This is a genomic window from Massilia sp. Root133, from assembly GCF_001426525.1.
GTDB classification, from domain to species: Bacteria; Pseudomonadota; Gammaproteobacteria; order Burkholderiales; family Burkholderiaceae_D; genus Telluria; species Telluria orientalis.
The window spans coordinates 184,461-203,444 of record NZ_LMEW01000035.1 but is presented as its reverse complement, the minus strand read 5'-3'; the positions used below and the strand labels follow the sequence as shown (position 1 = coordinate 203,444).

At 62.3% G+C, this 18,984-nt stretch carries 15 protein-coding genes; 11 read left to right on the top strand and 4 right to left on the bottom strand.

The window, feature by feature from the left end:
- Positions 1-2: 2 nt before the first annotated feature.
- Positions 3-1,337: a type VI secretion system baseplate subunit TssK gene (gene tssK, locus ASD28_RS27695; protein ID WP_056136381.1), complete on the bottom strand. Its 1,335-nt coding sequence runs from the start codon at positions 1,335-1,337 to the stop codon at positions 3-5.
- Between the two features lie 123 nt (positions 1,338-1,460).
- On the opposite strand from tssK, the gene tssE reads away from it, so the two are divergent.
- From tssE to ASD28_RS31465, 7 genes are all read left to right on the top strand, one after another.
- Positions 1,461-1,907, top strand: a complete 447-nt coding sequence (gene tssE / locus ASD28_RS27690) for a type VI secretion system baseplate subunit TssE (protein ID WP_056136379.1) — start codon at positions 1,461-1,463, stop codon at positions 1,905-1,907.
- 11 nt (positions 1,908-1,918) lie between these two features.
- The gene (gene tssF, locus ASD28_RS27685) at positions 1,919-3,736 is read left to right on the top strand and encodes a type VI secretion system baseplate subunit TssF (protein ID WP_056136377.1); all 1,818 of its coding nucleotides are present in this window, start codon (positions 1,919-1,921) and stop codon (positions 3,734-3,736) included.
- The gene (gene tssG / locus ASD28_RS27680; protein WP_056136375.1) at positions 3,700-4,746 is read left to right on the top strand and encodes a type VI secretion system baseplate subunit TssG; all 1,047 of its coding nucleotides are present in this window, start codon (positions 3,700-3,702) and stop codon (positions 4,744-4,746) included. Before tssF ends, tssG begins: the two co-directional genes overlap by 37 nt.
- Positions 4,747-4,812: 66 nt before the next feature.
- Complete coding sequence (locus ASD28_RS27675) at positions 4,813-7,485, top strand: type VI secretion system Vgr family protein (RefSeq protein WP_229412054.1); 2,673 nt, start codon at positions 4,813-4,815, stop codon at positions 7,483-7,485.
- 84 nt (positions 7,486-7,569) lie between these two features.
- The gene (locus tag ASD28_RS31470) at positions 7,570-8,184 is read left to right on the top strand and encodes a hypothetical protein (protein WP_082577165.1); all 615 of its coding nucleotides are present in this window, start codon (positions 7,570-7,572) and stop codon (positions 8,182-8,184) included.
- A gap of 89 nt (positions 8,185-8,273) precedes the next feature.
- Positions 8,274-8,789: a hypothetical protein gene (locus ASD28_RS32160; RefSeq protein ID WP_156403718.1), complete on the top strand. Its 516-nt coding sequence runs from the start codon at positions 8,274-8,276 to the stop codon at positions 8,787-8,789.
- A 763-nt stretch (positions 8,790-9,552) separates the two neighbouring features.
- On the top strand, positions 9,553-9,831 hold the full coding sequence (locus ASD28_RS31465) for a PAAR domain-containing protein (protein ID WP_082577164.1): 279 nt from the start codon (positions 9,553-9,555) through the stop codon (positions 9,829-9,831).
- Positions 9,832-9,987: 156 nt separating this feature from the next.
- On the opposite strand, the gene ASD28_RS27670 is transcribed toward ASD28_RS31465, so the two are convergent.
- The gene (locus tag ASD28_RS27670) at positions 9,988-10,611 is read right to left on the bottom strand and encodes a TetR family transcriptional regulator (protein ID WP_056136373.1); all 624 of its coding nucleotides are present in this window, start codon (positions 10,609-10,611) and stop codon (positions 9,988-9,990) included.
- A gap of 157 nt (positions 10,612-10,768) precedes the next feature.
- On the opposite strand from ASD28_RS27670, the gene ASD28_RS27665 reads away from it, so the two are divergent.
- The 4 genes from ASD28_RS27665 (at position 10,769) to ASD28_RS27650 (ending at position 17,759) form a co-directional block, all read left to right on the top strand.
- Positions 10,769-12,004 (top strand): efflux RND transporter periplasmic adaptor subunit, encoded by a 1,236-nt coding sequence (locus ASD28_RS27665; protein WP_056136371.1) that lies wholly within the window; start codon positions 10,769-10,771, stop codon positions 12,002-12,004.
- A gap of 30 nt (positions 12,005-12,034) precedes the next feature.
- A complete protein-coding gene (locus ASD28_RS27660) occupies positions 12,035-15,190 on the top strand; it encodes an efflux RND transporter permease subunit (RefSeq protein WP_056136369.1) in 3,156 nt (1,051 codons plus the stop codon).
- 8 nt (positions 15,191-15,198) lie between these two features.
- The gene (locus ASD28_RS27655) at positions 15,199-16,614 is read left to right on the top strand and encodes an efflux transporter outer membrane subunit (RefSeq protein ID WP_156403717.1); all 1,416 of its coding nucleotides are present in this window, start codon (positions 15,199-15,201) and stop codon (positions 16,612-16,614) included.
- 317 nt (positions 16,615-16,931) lie between these two features.
- Complete coding sequence (locus tag ASD28_RS27650; RefSeq protein ID WP_056136365.1) at positions 16,932-17,759, top strand: M28 family peptidase; 828 nt, start codon at positions 16,932-16,934, stop codon at positions 17,757-17,759.
- Here ASD28_RS27650 and ASD28_RS27645 read toward each other — a convergent pair.
- Both ASD28_RS27645 and ASD28_RS27640 read right to left on the bottom strand, forming a co-directional pair.
- Positions 17,728-18,471, bottom strand: coding sequence for an MIP/aquaporin family protein (locus tag ASD28_RS27645; RefSeq protein ID WP_056136363.1), 744 nt, complete (start codon positions 18,469-18,471; stop codon positions 17,728-17,730). The genes ASD28_RS27650 and ASD28_RS27645 overlap by 32 nt on opposite strands.
- An 81-nt stretch (positions 18,472-18,552) precedes the next feature.
- Positions 18,553-18,918, bottom strand: a complete 366-nt coding sequence (locus ASD28_RS27640) for a response regulator (protein WP_056136362.1) — start codon at positions 18,916-18,918, stop codon at positions 18,553-18,555.
- Positions 18,919-18,984: the final 66 nt, after the last annotated feature.

Genomic DNA, 18,984 nt, shown 5'->3' with positions numbered 1-18,984 from the left:
GATCACTGCGTGAACGCGATCAGTTCGATGTTCAGTTCACGCATCCCGGCTGGGGCATAGATCGCGATCGCCTCCGCTTTCAGCGCATTTTCGTAGAGCCCGTTCCTGGTCGACACCGAGAAATAATAGGTGTCGGGCCGGACCGGGACCGCGGCCGGCACCTGCGGCATGTGGGTCAACGCGATGCCGGGAAGGGCCGACGCCACGATGCGTTCGATGTCGTCGGGCGATCCGATCTTGAACCGGATCGGCACGGCGGACACCAGTTCGAGCGCCGGCATGTCCGCGCTCACGGCCAGGCAAAGCTGCGTGTCCTGGGCCAGCTTCGCCGGATCGAGCGCGCCTCTGAAATGCGTGCGACGATTATCCTCGGCCACGAGCGGAATCGTGAAATACCTGGCCGAGATGACGGTATCGACGAGGTCGCGGATCAACGCATCGAGCTGTGCGAACGTGACGCCGGGATCCGCGTGGTCGTAGGCCGGCAAGTCCGGCGTCGCGTACCTGTCCGAAAAGGTCATCAGGCCGCCCGCAAGCGCGAGCAGCTTCTCGTACAGCGCTTCCGGATGCTGTACGCGGGAACGCGCGCAGTGCTGCAGGGATGCGTTCGCGGTGCTGATGACGTTCAGCATCCACCAGGACGTGATGTCGCCGGCATGGACCTCGTAGGTGGACGCATTCGTCTTCCGGTGCGCGGCATGAAGGGACACGATCTTCGCGGTCAATGCGCTCATCAGGCCGTCGAGCAGTTGCTGGAGCGGACGGGCAGCACTGATCGCCACGCACGGCGGGACAAACGTCGGATCGACCTCGAAACCGCCACGCGGATCACGATGGATGCGCAACACGGGAAAACTGACGTGGCCATCGCGCGGCTCGGCATGCGAAACGAGCCGGGCCCGCTTCTTCAGGAACGGCACGTCGATCGGTACTGCGTCGCTGAACAGGTCGGATGTTTCCGACTCGACCAACGCGTAACGACCGCCCTCCTCCGCATTCGCGCCATGCGGCCGAATGGTCGGAAGCGCGGCATACATCGTGAACGTATTGATCTCCGGGGGCAGTCGGGCCAGGTCGACCGGGACCGGCAACAAGTCCGTCGCGGGGGCCTCGTAGACCGCCCCGTCCGGGAAGATCAGCGACATGGCCTGCGCTTCGAGCAGATTATGGCCCAACGCATCCATATTCCACTCCAGTAGACGTGCGCCCCAGAAATTCGGATTGAGCGCCGACGCCATCCTGAGCAGCCGCGTCTCGTGGTACAGGTCCTGCCGCTGGAAATGCTGGGGTCCAAGCGTCAACCCCTCGGACCACAAGATCTTCGCGCCCAAGCTCATCGTTGCCTCCTCGTTCAAAATTCGCTCAGGAAAGCATGGCGGGCATTGCGCATCGGTCCGTTGAGAGGGCGCAACTTTATTCTCAGCAAGAGGGGAATAATGGCGGCTTTAAAGGAAACCAGCATGCAGAGTTTCACGCCAGGTTTGTTCGACCGTCTGGATGCCGATGACGACACCTCGCACGCGTGGAAGGAGAGTATTACACGCGACCTGGAAGCGCTCCTCAACACCCGTTCCGCCTTGCTGCCCGATATGCTGGCCGGCTATCCCGAAGTCAGCGGATCCATCGTGAACTACGGCCTGATCGACTTCGCCGGCATGTGCATGACGAGCGACACGGACCAGAAACGCATCTGCACCGCGGTCCGGCTGGCGATCGAGCGGCACGAACCGAGGCTGCACAAGGTGACGGCGACGCTGCAGCCCAGGAAAGGCGCCATCAACCGCGTCGACTTCGTGATCACCGCCCAACTGAAAAACGCGCCGGCGGCCGATCCGATGCACTTCAACGCCGTGTTCCAGCCATCGCTCCAACGCTATTCGATCCAGAGCGTGCGTAACGCTCCATAGGCACACACATCATGGACGAACTGTTTGCGCAATACGAACGCGAGCTCGTCACCATGCGGCAGCTGTGCCGCGAATACGCCGAGCGCTATCCGAAAGTCGCGGCCAAGCTGCAACTCGGTGGCGAGGCGTGCGACGATCCGCATGTCGAACGCCTGATCCAGTCCGTCGCCCTGCTGTGCGCCAGGGTGTCGAAACGTCTGGATGACTCCTATCCACAATTTACGGAAGCGCTGCTCAATCTCCTGTTTCCGCATTATCTGAGGCCGTTTCCGTCGTGCGCGATCGTGCGCTTCCTCCCGGCCTCCGGCGGCGGCACCGGAACAGTGCCGCGCGGGACACTGCTCGAATCGGCACCGGTCCGCGGCGTGCATTGCAAATTCCAGACCGCATACGATGTCGCGCCATCCGCAGTCGCCATCACGTCCGCCCGCTTCGATGCGGTGATCCGCGCGCCGTCGTCGACCCGGGTCGCGCCGGGCGCGACGGCGGCGATCGGCATCGAGTTCGCGGCCCCGGTTCCAGCCGGCGCGCCTGCGCCCATGCGGATTTATCTCGACGGTGACGCTTCATTCTGCGCAGCGCTGCGCGATGCGCTGTTCATGCGCACGGCGTCGGCTTACGTCCAGGCGGGCACGGACGCGGCCTGGATGCCGCTCGCCGCGATACCGGTTTCGGCGGTCGGATTTGACGACGACGACGCCCTGATCCCATTCGACGCGCGCTCGCACCGTGCCTACCGGCTCCTCGCGGAGTATTTCGCCTTCCCGGAAAAATTCAACTTCTTCGACATCGACCTCGCCGCGCTCCGTGCTCGGCTGCCATCGGACTGCACCGGCTTCACGCTGCACCTGGCGCTGGCAGGCATCGCGCCGGGATCGGACCAGGCCAGGATGCTCGCGGGCCTGTCGGCACAAAGCCTGCTCACCGGCTGCACCCCGGTCGTCAATCTGTTCAGGCAGCCGGGGGTCCCGGTCGGATACACGCAGCGCACCGCGGAATACTCGGTCCTTGCCCATCCTGCGCATGCATCCGGGTACGAAGTGTATGCGGTCGACAGGGTCCACATGGTGCGGCAGCGCGGCAAGGACATCGCGCCCATCGAATTCCGCCCCTTCTATGCGCTGCGCCATGGCGAGAGCGATGCGCACAAGGGCCGCTACTGGATACTGCGCCATGACGATACGCTGGCGGTCACCAGTCCGGGCCATGAAAAAGTCATCGCGCTCGTCGATACCCGCGGCGAGCCGCTCGAGGTCGAGCAGACGACGCTGTCGATCGACCTCACCTGCACCAACCGCGACCTGCCCTGCCTGTTGAAATGCGGGTCGACCGACGGCGACCTGACGATACCCGGCGCGGCGCAGGGTGGGAGGATACGTTTCCTGCGCCGGCCCACGCGTCCCCATCGCCTGGCAAACGGCCAGGGCGCACATTGGCGCCTCATCTCGCACCTGACGCTGAACCACCGCGCCCTGGCGCTGGAAGGAGCCGACGGCCTGCGCGAGATGCTCGCGCTGTACGACTTCACGGGATCTGCTGTATCGCGGCGCCAGATCGCCGGCGTCGTCGCCCTGGAACATGCCGAGACGACAGCGTGGCTCAGGCACAAGCGCGGAGCCTCACTGGCACACGGGACCGAAGTGCGCCTGACGATCGACGAGGAGGCCTTCGTCGGCGCCGGCCTGCACCTGTTCGTGCAGGTCATCGACCAGTTCTTCGCGCTGTACGTCCAGATGAACGGTTTTATCGAGCTGGTGATCCTGTCACACCAAACCGGAGAGGAGCTGTTCCGATGCAAACCACGAAGTGGGAGCACGCCGCTGTCATGATCGAGCGCCTGCTCGCGGCACCGTACCGGTACAGCTTCGCACAACTGCTGAACATCCTCGTACGCATGCTGCGCCGACAGGGTATTCCGTATCCCCAGGCGTTCAACCAGGTGCTGCGCTTTCAAAACAGCGTGTCGCTGGCTTTTCCGGCAAGCGAGATCGAAAGCATGCAGGTCGAATCAATCGGCGCTGCCGGCACGCCCCGCATTCACATCACCCCCGCATTCATCGGATTGCTGGGCGCTAACGGCACGTTGCCGTTGCATGACACCGAACGGGCAGCCGCCAGGACGGGCGCGGCCGCCGACGAAAGCTGGAAGCCGTTCATCGACCTGGTTTCGAACCGGGCCATCGGCCTGTTCTACGAGGCGTGGGGAAAATACCGCGTCGAGCACGGCCTGGACACGCGCGCCCGGGACGATCTGCTTCCGCTCCTGGCCGCATTGGGTGGTCTTCGGCCCACGAGTTTCGGACCGGCCCGCCCCTTCGAATCGATCCCGGCGGAAGTCGCCGCCTTCTACGCCGGCTTGCTCAGGACACGCCCGATTGCCGCTTCGACCGTGGAACGTGTTCTCGGCGAGTACTTCGGCATTCCCGTGCGTATCGAAGAATTCGTCGGCGCCTGGGATCCGATACCGGCCCGGATCCGCAGCACGCTTGGCGTCACCGATCCCACCCTCGGCCATGGCGCCGCGCTGGGTGGGCGCACGTGGCGGAACGACTTGCGTGTCCGCCTGCATATCGGCCCTCTGGATGAGGAACAGGCGAACGCGTTCCTGCCGCACGGGCGGGCTCACGCGGCATTGAAAGAGATGGTCAGCCTGTTTGCGGTGCCCGTCGTCCAATATGAAGTCAGGCTTTTGCTGAGCAAGCCGTGTCTCAAGCCGCTGACCTTGAGGACCCAAGGGCAAGATCGGCGACGTCTTGGGTGGAATTCATTCCTGACCGGTACGGAAGGCAAGGCGAGCCGGCCGGAGATTCGAGCGGTCCTTGCTGCCAATCAAAATTAGCCGCCATCCGGTTGAGTACCTTAACCGGCGGAAATCAAAAACCTGACAAACCATTGGAGGCGTTCCATGGATGGGAGTCAAGCGATCGCGGCAGGCGCCGCGCTGTCGGTGTTCAGTCTCGATGCGCAGCACGACCGTTTGATGCGCCTGGAATTTCCCCGGGGCGACGGGCCCGATCCCATTCTCCTGCCGAACCGGATGACCGCGCGCGAAGAAGTCTCCCGCTGCTTCCGTGTCGAGGTCGAGCTCCTGTCCGATGACGCGCGGATTCCCCTGAAGGCGATGATGGCCAGGATGGTGACGATTTCCATCGTGCGCGAAGACGGCTCGTTGCGCTACTTCAACGGCTACGTCACGGAATTCCGTTTCCTGCGCGCCGACGGCGGTTTCGCGTTCTATCGCATGGTGCTCGAGCCCTGGCTGGCGTTTACCAGGCTGCGCAAGGACAACGTGTCGTTCCACGGCAAGAGCGTCATCGAACTGACGGAACTCACCTTTGCCCATTACCGCCAGGCCGACTGGCATGCGGCCATCGTCGGCGACTATCCGCGCATGACCTGCGCCAACCAGTACGACGAGACCGACTACAACCACCTGCACCGCCGCTGGGAAGATCTCGGGCTGCACTACTGGTACGAGCATCGGGCAGATGGCCACACGCTCTGGCTCAGCGACAAGAGCACGCTCACCCAGCCCATCGATCCGTCCGGGATCGACGATTCCGGAGAGATTCCGTTCCGCGACAAAGCCGGCTCGCTCGAAGACGACGGCATTCGGGAATGGAGTCCAGTGCGGCGGATCGGTTCCGGCCAGACGACCCTGGCCAGCTTCGATTACAAGAATCCTGTGGCGCAGCGGTCGACCGCCGAATCACTGAATGACCAGGGCGCCGTCTTTCCATACGAGATCTACGAAAACACGGGTTCCTACGGTTTCCGCACCCACGACGACGGCGAGAAACTCGCGCAGCAGCGCATGGGCGAGCGCGATGCGAACACCCAGTATTTCGAAGCCCATGGCAACGACCGTACTGCCCAGCCGGGGCGGTGCTTCAAGCTCGGCGGCCATTTCAGCGCCGAGCTGCGCGTTCCCAAGCGCGGCGAGCCGGCCCAGCCCAGCATACGCGACCGCGACTACCTGATCCTGAGCGTCGACCACGACGCCAGCAACAACTACCAGGCCGGGCCGGGCGCGCCATCGCATTACGAGAACATGTTCCGGTGCGTGCGCAAGGATATCCAGTGGCGTCCGGGCCGGTACTACAACAGCAAGCCTTGCACCTATCCCGGCGTCCAGACCGCCATCGTCGTCGGGCCTGATGGCTCGGAGATCCACACCGATGGCTACGGGCGGGTCAAGGTCCAGTTCCATTGGGACAGGCTGGGTAGCTATGACGAGAACAGTTCGCCCTGGCTTCGAGTCATGTCGCCGGGGGCCGGCAGCGAGTTCGGGAATATTCGTTTGCCGCGGGTTGGTGAGGAAGTAGCGGTGGTTTATCTCGACGGGAATATCGACCATCCGGTGATTCTTGGGGCGTTGTACAACTTCACGCACATGCCGCCATGGCAGTTGCCGGAGCAGCAGGCTTTGAGCGGGTTGCGGAGCCGAGAACTGCAAGCAGGCGATAGCGCCAGACGCGGAAATCACCTGATACTCGACGACACAGCCGGCAAGATCCAGGCGCAGCTGAAAAGCGATCATCAATGTAGCCAGCTTTCGCTTGGCTACATCACCCTTGTTGAAGACACAAAAGGACGCAAGGATTTGCGCGGCGAAGGCTGGGAACTACGCACTGACGGCCATGGAGTCGCTCGCGCTGCCAAAGGTTTGATGATAACGACAGAAGCAAGACAAACGGCGCGTGGGCCGATCACGGATATGGACGAAACATCACGTCGTCTTGCATTTGCCTACGAACAGCATCGATTATTGGGAGAAATTGCCCAGAAGAATGGCGCCCAAGAGACCGACAACAACCAGAGGGACGTCGTAGCGAATCTGCAATCACAAAACACAACGATCGAGGGGTCCGCTACCAAAGGAAAACAGTTTCCGGAGCTGGTCAAACCGCACTGTGTGCTCGCAAGCGCAGCTGGAATTGTAACGACGACGGCCGAAGACACCCATATCGCCAGCGATGGACACGTGGCTATCACAACTGGAAAAAGCGTTTCATTAGCCGCCAACACCAATATCTTCGCAAGCATTCGCGAAACGTTCCGTTTGTTCGTACAGAAAGCCGGGATGAAGTTGGTTGCCGCAGCTGGTGACATCGATGTCCAAGCCTTGTCGAACAACATTAAGTTACTGGCGAAATTAGAAATATCGCACACCGCCAACCGTATTACTATCAGCGCCAAAGATGAAATTGTCATTAACGGCGGTGGCAGCTATGCAAAGTTTGCAAGTTGCGGAATCGAGCACGGGACCAATGGAACATTCGTGGCAAACGCTGCAAGTCACAGTTTTGCAGCACCCAAGAGTATGAATGTTCCTACACCAAGCATTAATCCTTTATGGGTAGCCGACCATGACGTCGATGAATTAGAACAGTATTTTGCGTTTGAGGACGAGAGCGGAAATCCTATATCTGGCATTAGCTATCGAATAGATAGTATGGAACAGAAGCTAGTTGAAGGAGTTATTGACGAAAGCGGCCGAACGCAAGGATTTCCAGTTGACCAGGATATTAAGCATACCTCCTGGATTAGCCAAAGACAAGTGCACTTAAAGCGATAAACAGGATTATATTCCAGCGAAAATAAATCTTAGCCAATTTCGTACGCATAGGCCAGCCATTTGAAAGCACTTTGAAAGAAAAACATGACGAGTTTGGATCCCAATATCAAAAGACTTGCTGCCATCGCGTATGGCGAAGCCTCGACCCTAAACGATCCCGACGAAATTTCTGGCATCGCGTTTGCCGTGGCAAACCGTGCGCGCGCCTGGGGCAAAAAGACGGTAGCCGATCTAATTCAAGCCGACCCGAACTATACATATGCAATCAATGGCAAGAACAGACGCTATGAACGATTCATGAAAGCCGGGAGCACCGATGAAATCGACCAAGATTTGGGAATGAAACAAGCATTGAACGCTGCCACTAAAGCATGGGCAAACGACGGCTCCGATCCTTCGAATGGAGCTTACTGGTGGGATGGAGTTGACTTTAAGACCAACTACAAAAACCATCCAAAGGTCAAGGATGGTTTTAAATTCAGCGATCCCGCTCACAACATATTTGGGGTCGAAGAAAATACTTTTGAGAGAATATTGTACTGGAAAGTCCGAAACCGTAAAACTGGCCAAGAAGTAAATTCCAAGGAGCGCGGACGCTTCAAAGCGGTCTGGCTATCCACGGCGGCACATGGAAAGACGATATTCTGGCTCCATGATCCTGATTATTTGATCACGTCCGGCGGAAAGGCCTATCGATGAAAAAGCTAATTATGGTATTTACAAGTTTAACTTGCTGGCCTTTACTTGCATGGCCCCAAGCGGTGTACGATGGGTACAGAGCATATTACATGGCACAGAACAGCCTATTTACGAAAACCACTCCATTTCATTTTTCAGGCTCACGAAATACCGTTGTGTCGTGGCAAGGGAAGCAGGTCGATCTGGCGCGCGCAAAAGCATTTCCCGGGGAGTTCACCGTAAATGATGACCTTGGGACCGACGTTAAGGCGTACGAACGCTTTCCATTCGCTTGCGTCGAGGGGCAGTCCTCCAGCGCAAGTGGCACTGCAGCTCGGCACATGTCTGTTTATCTAATGGAAATGCGACCGAATCGCCAAGTTGTCGTTTATAAATTACCGAGTTTATTCGCCTCTTGTATGGGAGTACGACTAGACGCCTTCAGGCGACCGCTATTCGATAACGCCGATTACATCTATCCACCGAACTCAGATCTGCCAACAGGTGTATCACTCGACGAATATGTCATCGATAAAGAAAAATTCATTCCTACTGGCCATTCAGTGAGACTTGAGTTTATTGAGCCGGAGAATGTCTGGAAATTCCGCGTCGAGAGTGTGAAGTAAAGACGTAAATTAGCAAGACTAAAGATAGTAGAAAATAGCAAGGATGCGCACAATATTTAGGAACCAGATATCGAAGGTCTTGGAATGAGAGCACTTATATCGATAACATGCCTCGTGGTGGCATGCGCCATATTAAAAGTGCAGTGAGGGTGCCGTTCAGCTATAAGGTCGGGGATAGTAAACCTGACAAAAAAGCGTTGATCCAAACCGTCTCATTCGACGCAATCAGCGAAATGAACCAAGACGCAATCAGGAAAGTAAATGCAACTCTGATAGATGCATCTTTTTCGTTCGACAGAGAGGTTAAAGAATGCAACGCGACTGCGCATGGCCATCCTTGATGAGTACAAATTCGCCTTCGAAAAAGCTCTCCTCTCTGAAAAATATTTAAGCATAGTTTTTACCAAATCGACTGTATGCGCCGGATCTCCAGATATCGAAAAAGGAAGCGCGTTTATTCTTGCTCTAAACTGAAAATCTCGTCCCAGCCAAAACCTTATTTAAGCAAATCTTTCCGACAACGAAACCCGCCACCAGCGCCTCAACGAACAAGGAATTAATTAATTTGGACGAGGAAATGACCGAAACCATGATCAGCGACAACAAGGAGCTTTCAAAACTATGACAAGCGGTGTGATTTTTACCTAAAAAACAGCTCGTATCGAATTTGGATGGACGAAAAAATCCAATTTTGTTCCCCGAGTTCGTACAACCAGAATCGATTTGCCAAAGAATATTTAATCCAACTTCGGGAGTAAGTGCGATGTCGCTTAAGATTATAGTGGTTGGAGACTCGACCGATCATGGTGGAAAGGTGATTAGCGGCTCATCATTGCACGATGTAGACGGGAAACCCATCGCCCGACTGGGCGATCTGGTAGAGTGTCCGCAGTGTTACCCAGGAGGCAAACCGCATGGCGTGAACAAGATTATCTCCGCCCACCCCACCATTTCCGTGGGCGGCATTGCAGTAGCGATGGAAGACTGCGTTACTGAATGTGGATGCAAATTGATCGGCACGCACCGCGCCAGCGCAGGCTAAGTCAGCCATTGCATATTCATGGACCGAATTCGGTTGCCTTATCGCGACTTCAGCCGGAAGTAGATGCGGCTACCAGCCGCTAAGAACCTGCCCCGCATCTGCGCCATGCAGATGGTTATCGCGAGCGAGTCCACTCCAAGTCAATTCTTCCTTTTCTTACTCGCCGCCGCTCCGCAACCCCTCCAGATACGGATCAATCACACACTTCCCCAACGCCAGCAAGTCGAAATCCTGCGGATCGAACATCCAGTTGCGAATCAACCCATCGATCATGGTCCACAACCCCAGCGCGACCTGAGTCGGATTCACGTCGCGCGAGATCAGGCCCTTGTCGATGGCCAGCCCGATCCGCCGTTCGGCCCGCGCCATCCAGTTCGCCATATTGTCCTTGCGCCGCTGTCGCACCGCATCCATCTCCCCGACGAATTCCACCTTCAGCGTGGCGATCTCGAACACGCGGCGCGCGCCCGGATCGTTGACCGTCCGGTCCAGCACCGCCAGCATGTGGTTGCGCAGGTCGACGAGGGGGTCGTCCGACTCCACCTGGTCCAGCACCTGCATCTCCGCCTCCAGCGGCAGGATCGCCCGCTCCATCATCGCGTTGAACAACGCACCCTTGTCGTCAAAGTGCCAATAAATGGCGCCGCGCGTCACACCGGCCGCGGTTGCGATATGCTGCAACGTTGTACGAGAAACACCCTGTTCGACGAACAATTTTTCAGCAGCATCCAAAATGCTGTCGCGGGTCGCTGCCGCTTCTTCCTTGGTTCTGCGGGCCATCCGCCTGACTCTCCGTTTTTATAGGTAGGAAACATTAAACATACACTCGTGATAGTATATCGGGGTTTTTCCAAAAGTCAGTAGTAAAACCGCCTGTTGTGCCGAAGAAGTGTCGCAGGACGGTTTTATTCTTTTTTCCACAAGAAGGAAGCATTGAATGCGCTCTGCCAACTCCTCCTCCCTCACCCTGTCCAGGATCGCCGCGTGCACCCTGGTCGCCGTGGCCATGCTGTCGGCCTGCGGCTCCAAGGATAACGCCCAGGCCGGTCCCGGCGCCGCTGGCGCCAAGATGCCGCCTCCCCAGGTCGGCGTCATCACCACGAAGGTCCAGCCGGTCGCACTCGAGACCGAACTGCCGGCCCGCGTCGAGGCAATCCGCACGGCCGAAGTCCGCGCCCGCGTCAACGGCGTCGTGCTGAAGCGCCTGTTCACCGAGGGCAGCTTGGTCAAGCAGGGCCAGTCGCTGTTCCAGATCGATCCGGAGCCCTACCAGGCCCAGTTGAACGCCGCCCAGGCCGCGCTCGGCCGTGCCCAGGCGAACCTGACGTCGACCTCCGCCACGGTCGAGCGCTACAAGCCGCTCGTCGAGGCGCAGGCCGTCAGCAAGCAGGAATTCACGAACGCCGTCGCCGCCCAGAAGCAGGCCGAGGCGGACGTCAATTCGGCCAGGGCCCAGGTGCGCATCGCCAAGATCAACGCCGACTACGCGAACGTGTACGCCCCGATCTCGGGCCGCATCGGCCGCGCGCTCGTGACGGAAGGCGCGCTCGTCTCCGCCACCGAAGCGACGCAGATGGCGCTGATCCAGCAGACCGACAACGTCTACCTGAACATCACCCAGTCCGCCACCGAACTGCAGCGCCTGCGCAAGAACGCCGGCGACAAGGGCCTCGGCGGCAGCGTACCCGTCACCGTCGTCGCGGACGACGGCACCGTGCTGCCGACGAAGGGCAAGCTGCTGTTCTCGGACATCACCGTCGACCCGACGAGCGGCCAGGTCACGTTGCGCGCCCAGGCGGCGAACCCGGACAACGTCCTGCTGCCTGGCCAGTACGTGCGCGTGCGCCTGGCGCAGGCCGAGCTGCCGAACGGCATCCTCGTGCCGCAGCAGGCCGTCACCCGCGGCGGCCCGAACGGCGATACGCTCACCGTGATCGGCGCCGACAACAAGCCGACCCCGCGCACGGTAAAAATCGGTTCGCAGAACGGCGAGAACTGGGTCGTCACGGATGGCCTGAAGGAAGGCGAACGCGTGATGGTGGACGGCTTCCAGAAGCTGCAGATGCTGCCTCCGGGTACGCCGGTGCAACCGGTGCCCTGGACGCCGATTGGCGCCCCGGCAGCCCCGGCCACGGCCAATGCGCAGGCGTCCGCCGCGCCCGCCGGCAAGTAAGCAGGCAAGGCTAGATAAACAGGAACCACAATGGCACGTTTTTTTATTGACCGCCCCATTTTTGCCTGGGTGATCGCGCTGTTCATCATGGTGCTTGGCGGCGTCGCCATCAAGCAGCTGCCGATCGCGCAATATCCGACCGTGGCGCCGCCGTCGATCGTCGTCAGCGTCGCGTACCCGGGCGCTTCCGCGCAAACGCTGGAAGATTCCGTCATCTCCGTCATCGAACGCGAGATGAACGGTGCCGAAGGCATGATCTACATGGAGTCGACCAGCCAGGCCAACGGCACCGGCTCCATCACGATCAGCTTCGAGACCGGCACCAATCCCGACCTGGCCCAGGTCGACGTCCAGAACCGCCTCGCGCGCGCGACCCCGCGCCTGCCGGCCGCGGTGACCCAGCAGGGTGTGCGCGTCGACAAGGCCCGCTCCAACTTCCTGCTGTTCACGATCCTCTCGTCCGACGACCCGACCTGGGACACCGTCGCGCTGGGCGACTACGCGTCGCGCAACGTGCTGCCGGAGATCCAGCGGATCAAGGGCGTCGGCCAGGCGCAGCTGTTCGGTACCGAGAAGGCGATGCGCATCTGGATCGACCCGGCCAAGCTGGTCGGCTTCAACCTGTCGCCGGACGACGTCAACACCGCGATCCGCCAGCAGAATGCCCAGGTGGCATCCGGCACGATCGGCGACCTGCCCGTGGCCAAGGGCCAGCAGATCACCGCGACCGTCGTCGTCACGGGCCAGCTGGCCACCGTCGAGCAGTTCGGCAACATCGTGCTGCGCGCGAATCCGGACGGCTCCACCGTGCGCCTGAAGGACGTCGCCCGCATCGAGATCGGCGGCCAGGCCTACGCCACGTCGACCCGCCTGAACGGCAAGCCGTCGACGGGTATCGGCGTGCAGCTGTCGCCGACCGGTAACGCGCTGGAAACCGCGAAGCTGATCAAGGCACGCATGAATCAGCTGCAGAAGTACTTCCCGAAAGGCATGAAGTACTCGATCCCCTACGACAGCACGAAATTCATCCAGATCTCGATCAGCCAGGTGGTGGAAACCCTGATCGAGGCGGTGATCCTCGTGTTCATCGTGATGTACGTGTTCCTGCAGAACTTCCGCTACACGATCATCCCGACCATCGTCGTCCCGGTCGCCCTGCTGGGCTCCTTCGCGACACTGCTCGCGATGGGCTTCTCGATCAACGTGCTGACGATGTTCGGCATGGTCCTTGTGATCGGTATCGTCGTCGACGATGCGATCGTGGTGGTGGAAAACGTCGAACGCATCATGTCCGAGGAAGGCCTGCCTCCGCTGCAGGCGACGCGCAAGGCGATGGGCCAGATCTCCGGCGCCATCATCGGCGTGACCGTCGTGCTGATGTCCGTGTTCGTGCCGCTGGCGTTCTTCCAGGGCGCGGTCGGCAACATCTACCGCCAGTTCTCGATCGTGATGGTGTCGTCGATCGGCTTCTCGGCGTTCATGGCGCTGTCCCTCACGCCGGCGCTGTGCGCGCACCTGTTGAAACCCGTGGAAGCGGGCCACCACATGGAGAAGAAAGGCTTCTTCGGCTGGTTCAACCGCACGTTCACGACGGGCGCCAAGCGCTACGAAGGCATCGTCGGCAAGCTCCTCAAGCGTTCCGGCCGCGCGCTGGTCGTGTTCGTCCTGCTGGTCGGCATCGTCGGCCTGATGTTCGCGCGCCTGCCGAACTCGTTCCTGCCGAACGAAGACCAGGGCTACATCATCGCCAACATCCAGCTGCCGCCGGGCGCCACCGCCAACCGCACGAACGTCGTCCTGCATGCGATGGAAGACTATGTGCTGAAGCAGCCGGAAGTGGCCGACATGGTCGCCGTGACGGGCTTCTCGTTCACGGGCCAGGGCCAGAACATGGGCCTCGCGTTCATCCCGCTGAAATCATGGGACGAGCGCAAGGGCAAGGGCCAGAGCGCGCAGGATCTCGCGGGCCGCATCACGGGACACATGATGGGGCTGCGCGACTCGTTCATCTTCGTCGTGAGCCCGCCGCCGATTCCGGAACTGGGCCGCGGCACGGGCTTCTCGTTCCGCCTGCAGGACCGCGGCGGCCTCGGCCACGCTGCCCTGCTCCAGGCGCGTAACCAGCTGCTCGGCATGGCGATGCAGAGCAAGGTGCTGACGGGCATCCGTCCGGAAGGCCTCGAAGATGCGCCGCAGCTGAAGCTGAACATCGACCGCGACAAGGCGCAGGCCCTGGGCGTGACGTTCGGCGCCATCAACACGGCGCTGTCGACGTCGCTCGGTTCCGCGTACGTGAACGACTTCCCGAACGCCGGCCGCCTGCAGCGCGTGATCGTGCAGGCCGACGCGCCGGAACGCATGCAGCCGGAAGACCTCCTGCGCATCAACGCCCTGAACACGAAGGGCCAGCCGGTGCCGCTGTCCGCGTTCGCGACGACCCAATGGATCACGGGTCCGATGCAGACGTCGCGCTACAACGGCTATTCGTCGATGAGCATCACGGGCGACGCCGCCCAGGGCTATTCGACCGGCCAGGCGCTCGACGAGATGCAGGCGCTGGCCGCCAAGCTGCCGGCCGGCTTCGCGTATGAATGGACCGGCCAGTCGCGCGAGGAAATCCTCGCCGGTTCGACCGTGTTCGTGCTGATCGGCTTCGCGCTGCTGGCCGTGTTCCTGGCGCTGGCCGCGCTGTACGAGAGCTGGTCGATCCCGGTGGCCGTGCTGCTCGTCGTGCCGCTGGGCGTGCTCGGTTCGCTGCTCGCGGCATCGATGCGCGGGCTGTCCAACGACGTGTACTTCAAGGTGGGCCTGATCACCATCATCGGCCTGGCCGCGAAGAACGCGATCCTGATCGTGGAATTCGCGAAGGACCTGCAGGCGCAGGGCAAGTCGCCGTTCGAGGCGGCGCTGCAGGCGGCGCACCTGCGCTTCCGTCCGATCATCATGACGTCGCTCGCGTTCATCCTCGGCGTGCTGCCGCTGGTGGTCGCCAGCGGTGCCGGCGCCGCGTCGCAGCGCGCGATCGGTACGGGCGTGATGGGCGGCATGTTGACCGCGACGGCACTGGGCGTGTTCTTCGTGCCCGTGTTCTTCGTCGTCATCCGCGGATTCTTCAAGGGCAGCGAACGCCAGCGCAAGAAGTACGCGCACGAAGAAGAAAATACTGTCATCGACTCGAAAATCTGATGAACAACATGAAACGACTCACTCCCCTGGCCCTGGCCCTCGTACTGGCCGGCTGCGTGAACCTGGCGCCCAAGTACGAGCGGCCGCAAGCGCCGGTGGCGGCTGCCTTCCCGACCGTGGAAGGCACCGTCAACAGCGGCAACGCCGTCGCGAACGAGGCGCCCGCCTCCATCGCGTGGCAGCGCTTCTTCACCGATCCGCGCCTGCAGCAGCTGATCACGCTGGCCCTGGAAAACAACCGCGACCTGCGCGTTGCCATCCTCAACATCGAGGCGGCACGGGCGCAGTACCAGATCCAGCGCTCGAACCAGTTCCCGGCCATTAACGCCGGCATCACGGGCCAGCGCCAGACGACGGGCAAGGACCAGCCGATCAGCAGCCTGTACCAGGCCGGCCTTTCGGTGTCGGCGTTCGAGCTGGACTTCTTCAGCCGCGTGCGCAACCTGTCCGACGCCGCGCTGGCGCAATTCCTCGCCACCGAGGAAGCGCGCAAGACGGCGCAGATCAGCCTGATCGCGCAGGTCGCCAACACGTACCTGACGTTCCTCGCGGACGAGGAATTGCTGTCCCTGACGCAGCAGACGCTGAAGACGCGCGAGGAATCGCTGCGCCTGACGAACCTGCGCTTCGAGAATGGCGTCTCGTCCAAGCTCGACCTGCAGCAGGCCGTGTCGCTCGTCGAACAGGCGCGCACCACGCTGGCCCAGGCCCAGCGCCAGCGCGCGCAGGACCTGAACCTGCTCACCCTGCTGATCGGCCAGACTATCCCCGACAACCTGCCGGCCGGCGCCACGCTCGCGACGACGAACCTGCCGGACCTGCCGGCCGGGATGCCGTCCGACCTGCTGACGACCCGTCCGGACATCCGTTCGGCCGAGCAGCAGCTGATCGCGGCCAACGCCAACATCGGCGCGGCGCGCGCGAACTACTTCCCGCGCATCACGCTGACGGGCAGCGCGGGCACGGCCAGCTCCGAGCTCTCAGGCCTGTTCAAGAGCGGCACGTTCGGCTGGACCTTCGCGCCGCAGGCGATCCTGCCGCTGTTCGACTTCGGCCGCACCCGCGCCGGCGTCGAGAGCGCCCGTGCCCAGCGCGACATCACCGTCGCGCAGTACGAGAAGTCGATCCAGACCGCGTTCCGCGAAGTGGCGGACGCGCTGGCCGGCCAGGCCACGTACAGCGAACAACTGCGCGCCCAGCAGGCCGTGGCGGCCGCCGAGACGGACCGCTTCAACCTGTCCGACCTGCGCTACCGCAACGGCACCGCGAGCTACCTGGACCTGCTGGATGCCCAGCGCTCGCTGTTCACCGCGCAGCAGCAGGCCATCCAGGCCAACCTGCTGCGCCTGCAGAACCAGGTCACGCTGTACCGCGTGCTGGGGGGCGGCTGGAGCGAGCCGGGGCCGGCGACGGCAGCCCGCTAATCAACCGTCGTCCTCGCGCAAGCGGGGACCCATGCTGAGCTGAACAAGATACTCAGCATGGGTTCCCGCCTGCGCGGGAAGTCGTTCCCGGCACTGCCGAAAACGACGGGTGCGGGTTTGTTTCCGCGCGCCATTGGCACGACCCCGACCGGGGCCGGCCGCGATTTCGGTATCATGAAATCGCAGGCCGGCCCCGGTTTACCATTGCATGCACGGGCGGCCCCGGCAGCCGTCGCCGGACGGCGTCCGCCAGGACCGCAACGCGCGCCGAGCCCGGCCTGTCCGGCACGGTCGCCCCTTGCGCCGCGCCCCACGCCATGCGACATTTTTTTCGTGCACACTGGAAAGCCATCGTTGCCATCGTCCTGCTCGTGCTGCTGGCGACGATGACCGTGAACCCCGGCGCCGCCATGCCGGAACCGCCTTTGGCCATGCGCCTGCGCGCGCACGTGACGGCGCTCGCGGGCGGACCGCGGGACGCCACCTACATCGGCAACGTGCTGCAGGCGGCCGGCTACGCCGTGCAGGACCGCGGCGGGACCGGCCACGCACGCCGCATCGAAGCCGTGCTGGCCAGCGTGCCCCCGGGTGAACAAGCGGCACGCACCTTCATCGTCGGCGCCCGCGACGACGGCGCCGAGGACGGTGCGCCCGGGACGGCGGCCGTGCTGGAACTGGCGCGCCTGCTCGCGAGCGTGCGTCCCAGCAGCGGCACCGAGATCCGCTTCGTGTTCTTCCTCGCGCCGAAAGCCGCCACGCTGCCAAACCTCGACGACGCTCCGTCCGCCGAGCGTCCGGGCAGCTTCATCGCCTACGTGGGCAGCCTTGCTTCGTCGCGCGAGGTGCAGGATGCGCTGTCGGCATTCCAGAGCATCGCGGCCGGCCCGGCGCACGGCCTGGCGACGCCCGCCTACATGCAGGGCGTGACCTTGTCCGACCGCGCCGGGTGGCACCATCCCGGCGCCGGCCTGCCCGCCCTCGTCCTCACCGACACGTCGTTCACGCGCTTCCCGTTCCGCCAGGCGGAACATGCCGCGCCGGATACGGACGAGCCGCCCGAGCAGGTCGTCTTTGACGGCATGGCGCGCGTGGTGAGCGGCCTCGCGCGCACGCTCACGGCGCTGGCTGCCGGACAGCGCGGGTAAGACCCGGCCCGCCCGCCACCGTGGCGCCCGCTGTGGTCTCCTGCTGCGCGCGCGGATACAGCCACCCGAAGACGACGGTCGCCGCCGCGGCGCCGGCCAGCTGGGCCAGCACGTAGCCCGGCACGTCCGCGAGCCGGATGCCGGCGCACGTGCCCGTCGCCGAGCGCGCCAGCGTGAGGGCGGGATTGGCGAACGACGACGACGCCGTGAACCAGTACCCGGCGACGATGAACAGGGCCGCCGCATACGGCGTGACATTGGGCCGCGTGCGCGCGCAGCCTATGATCGTGGCCAGCAGGCCGAACGTGGCGACGCCTTCGCTCCACCACAACGCCGCCCCCGTGCGCGCCTGCGTCGCGGCCGCGAACACGGGTTCGCCGAACATCACATGCGCGAGCGCCACGCCGGCGAACGCGCCGGCCACCTGCGCGGCCAGGTACGGCAGCACGAGCGCGCCCGGCAGGTTGCGCTGCCATGCTTCGGACAGGGTGACGACGGGATTCAGGTGCGCGCCCGAGACGGCGCCGAACGCGAGGATCAGCACGACGAGGCCGCAGCCGGACGCGATCGAATTGACGAGCAGCGCGATGGCCGCATTGCCGCCCGCCAGCCGGTTGCCCATGACGGCGGAGCCGACGACGATGGCCAGCAGCAGGGCGGTGCCGAGCCCCTCGGCGACGAGGCGGCGCAAAAGATGGTCGACGTGCTTCATGGCACCATTGTCCGCGATCGGCCCTGTCCTGGAGTACCGCCATTCCAGTCTGTTCAGCCGATACGAAGACGCAGGGCCGGGCTAGACTGGCTGTCGGATCAGGGAGGGAATGATGTCGAGCAGGTCCGACATCGACACAGGCTTGGACAGGAAGCGTACGCCCGGCGGCATCGTGCCGGCCTCGATGGGATTGCCCGAGATGACGAGGGCCGGCAGTTCGGGCTGCAGGCCGCGCAGGGCGTGGATCACTTCGATGCCGTTCATGCCCGGCATGCGGAAATCGGTGATCAGCAGGTCGATCGGGCCGGCCTCGCCGATGCGGACGGCGTCGCGCCCGTTACCGGCGACGGACACGCGATAACCGGCGATGCTCAGGTAGCGCTCGAATACGTACAGGATGGCTTCTTCGTCATCCACGACCAGGATGCGCGGTGGTGCGGGTGGCATCGGCCAGCTTGCCTTTCATTGAAACTTATGCAAGCGAGACTGTAACACACGGCCTCCGGGATACCC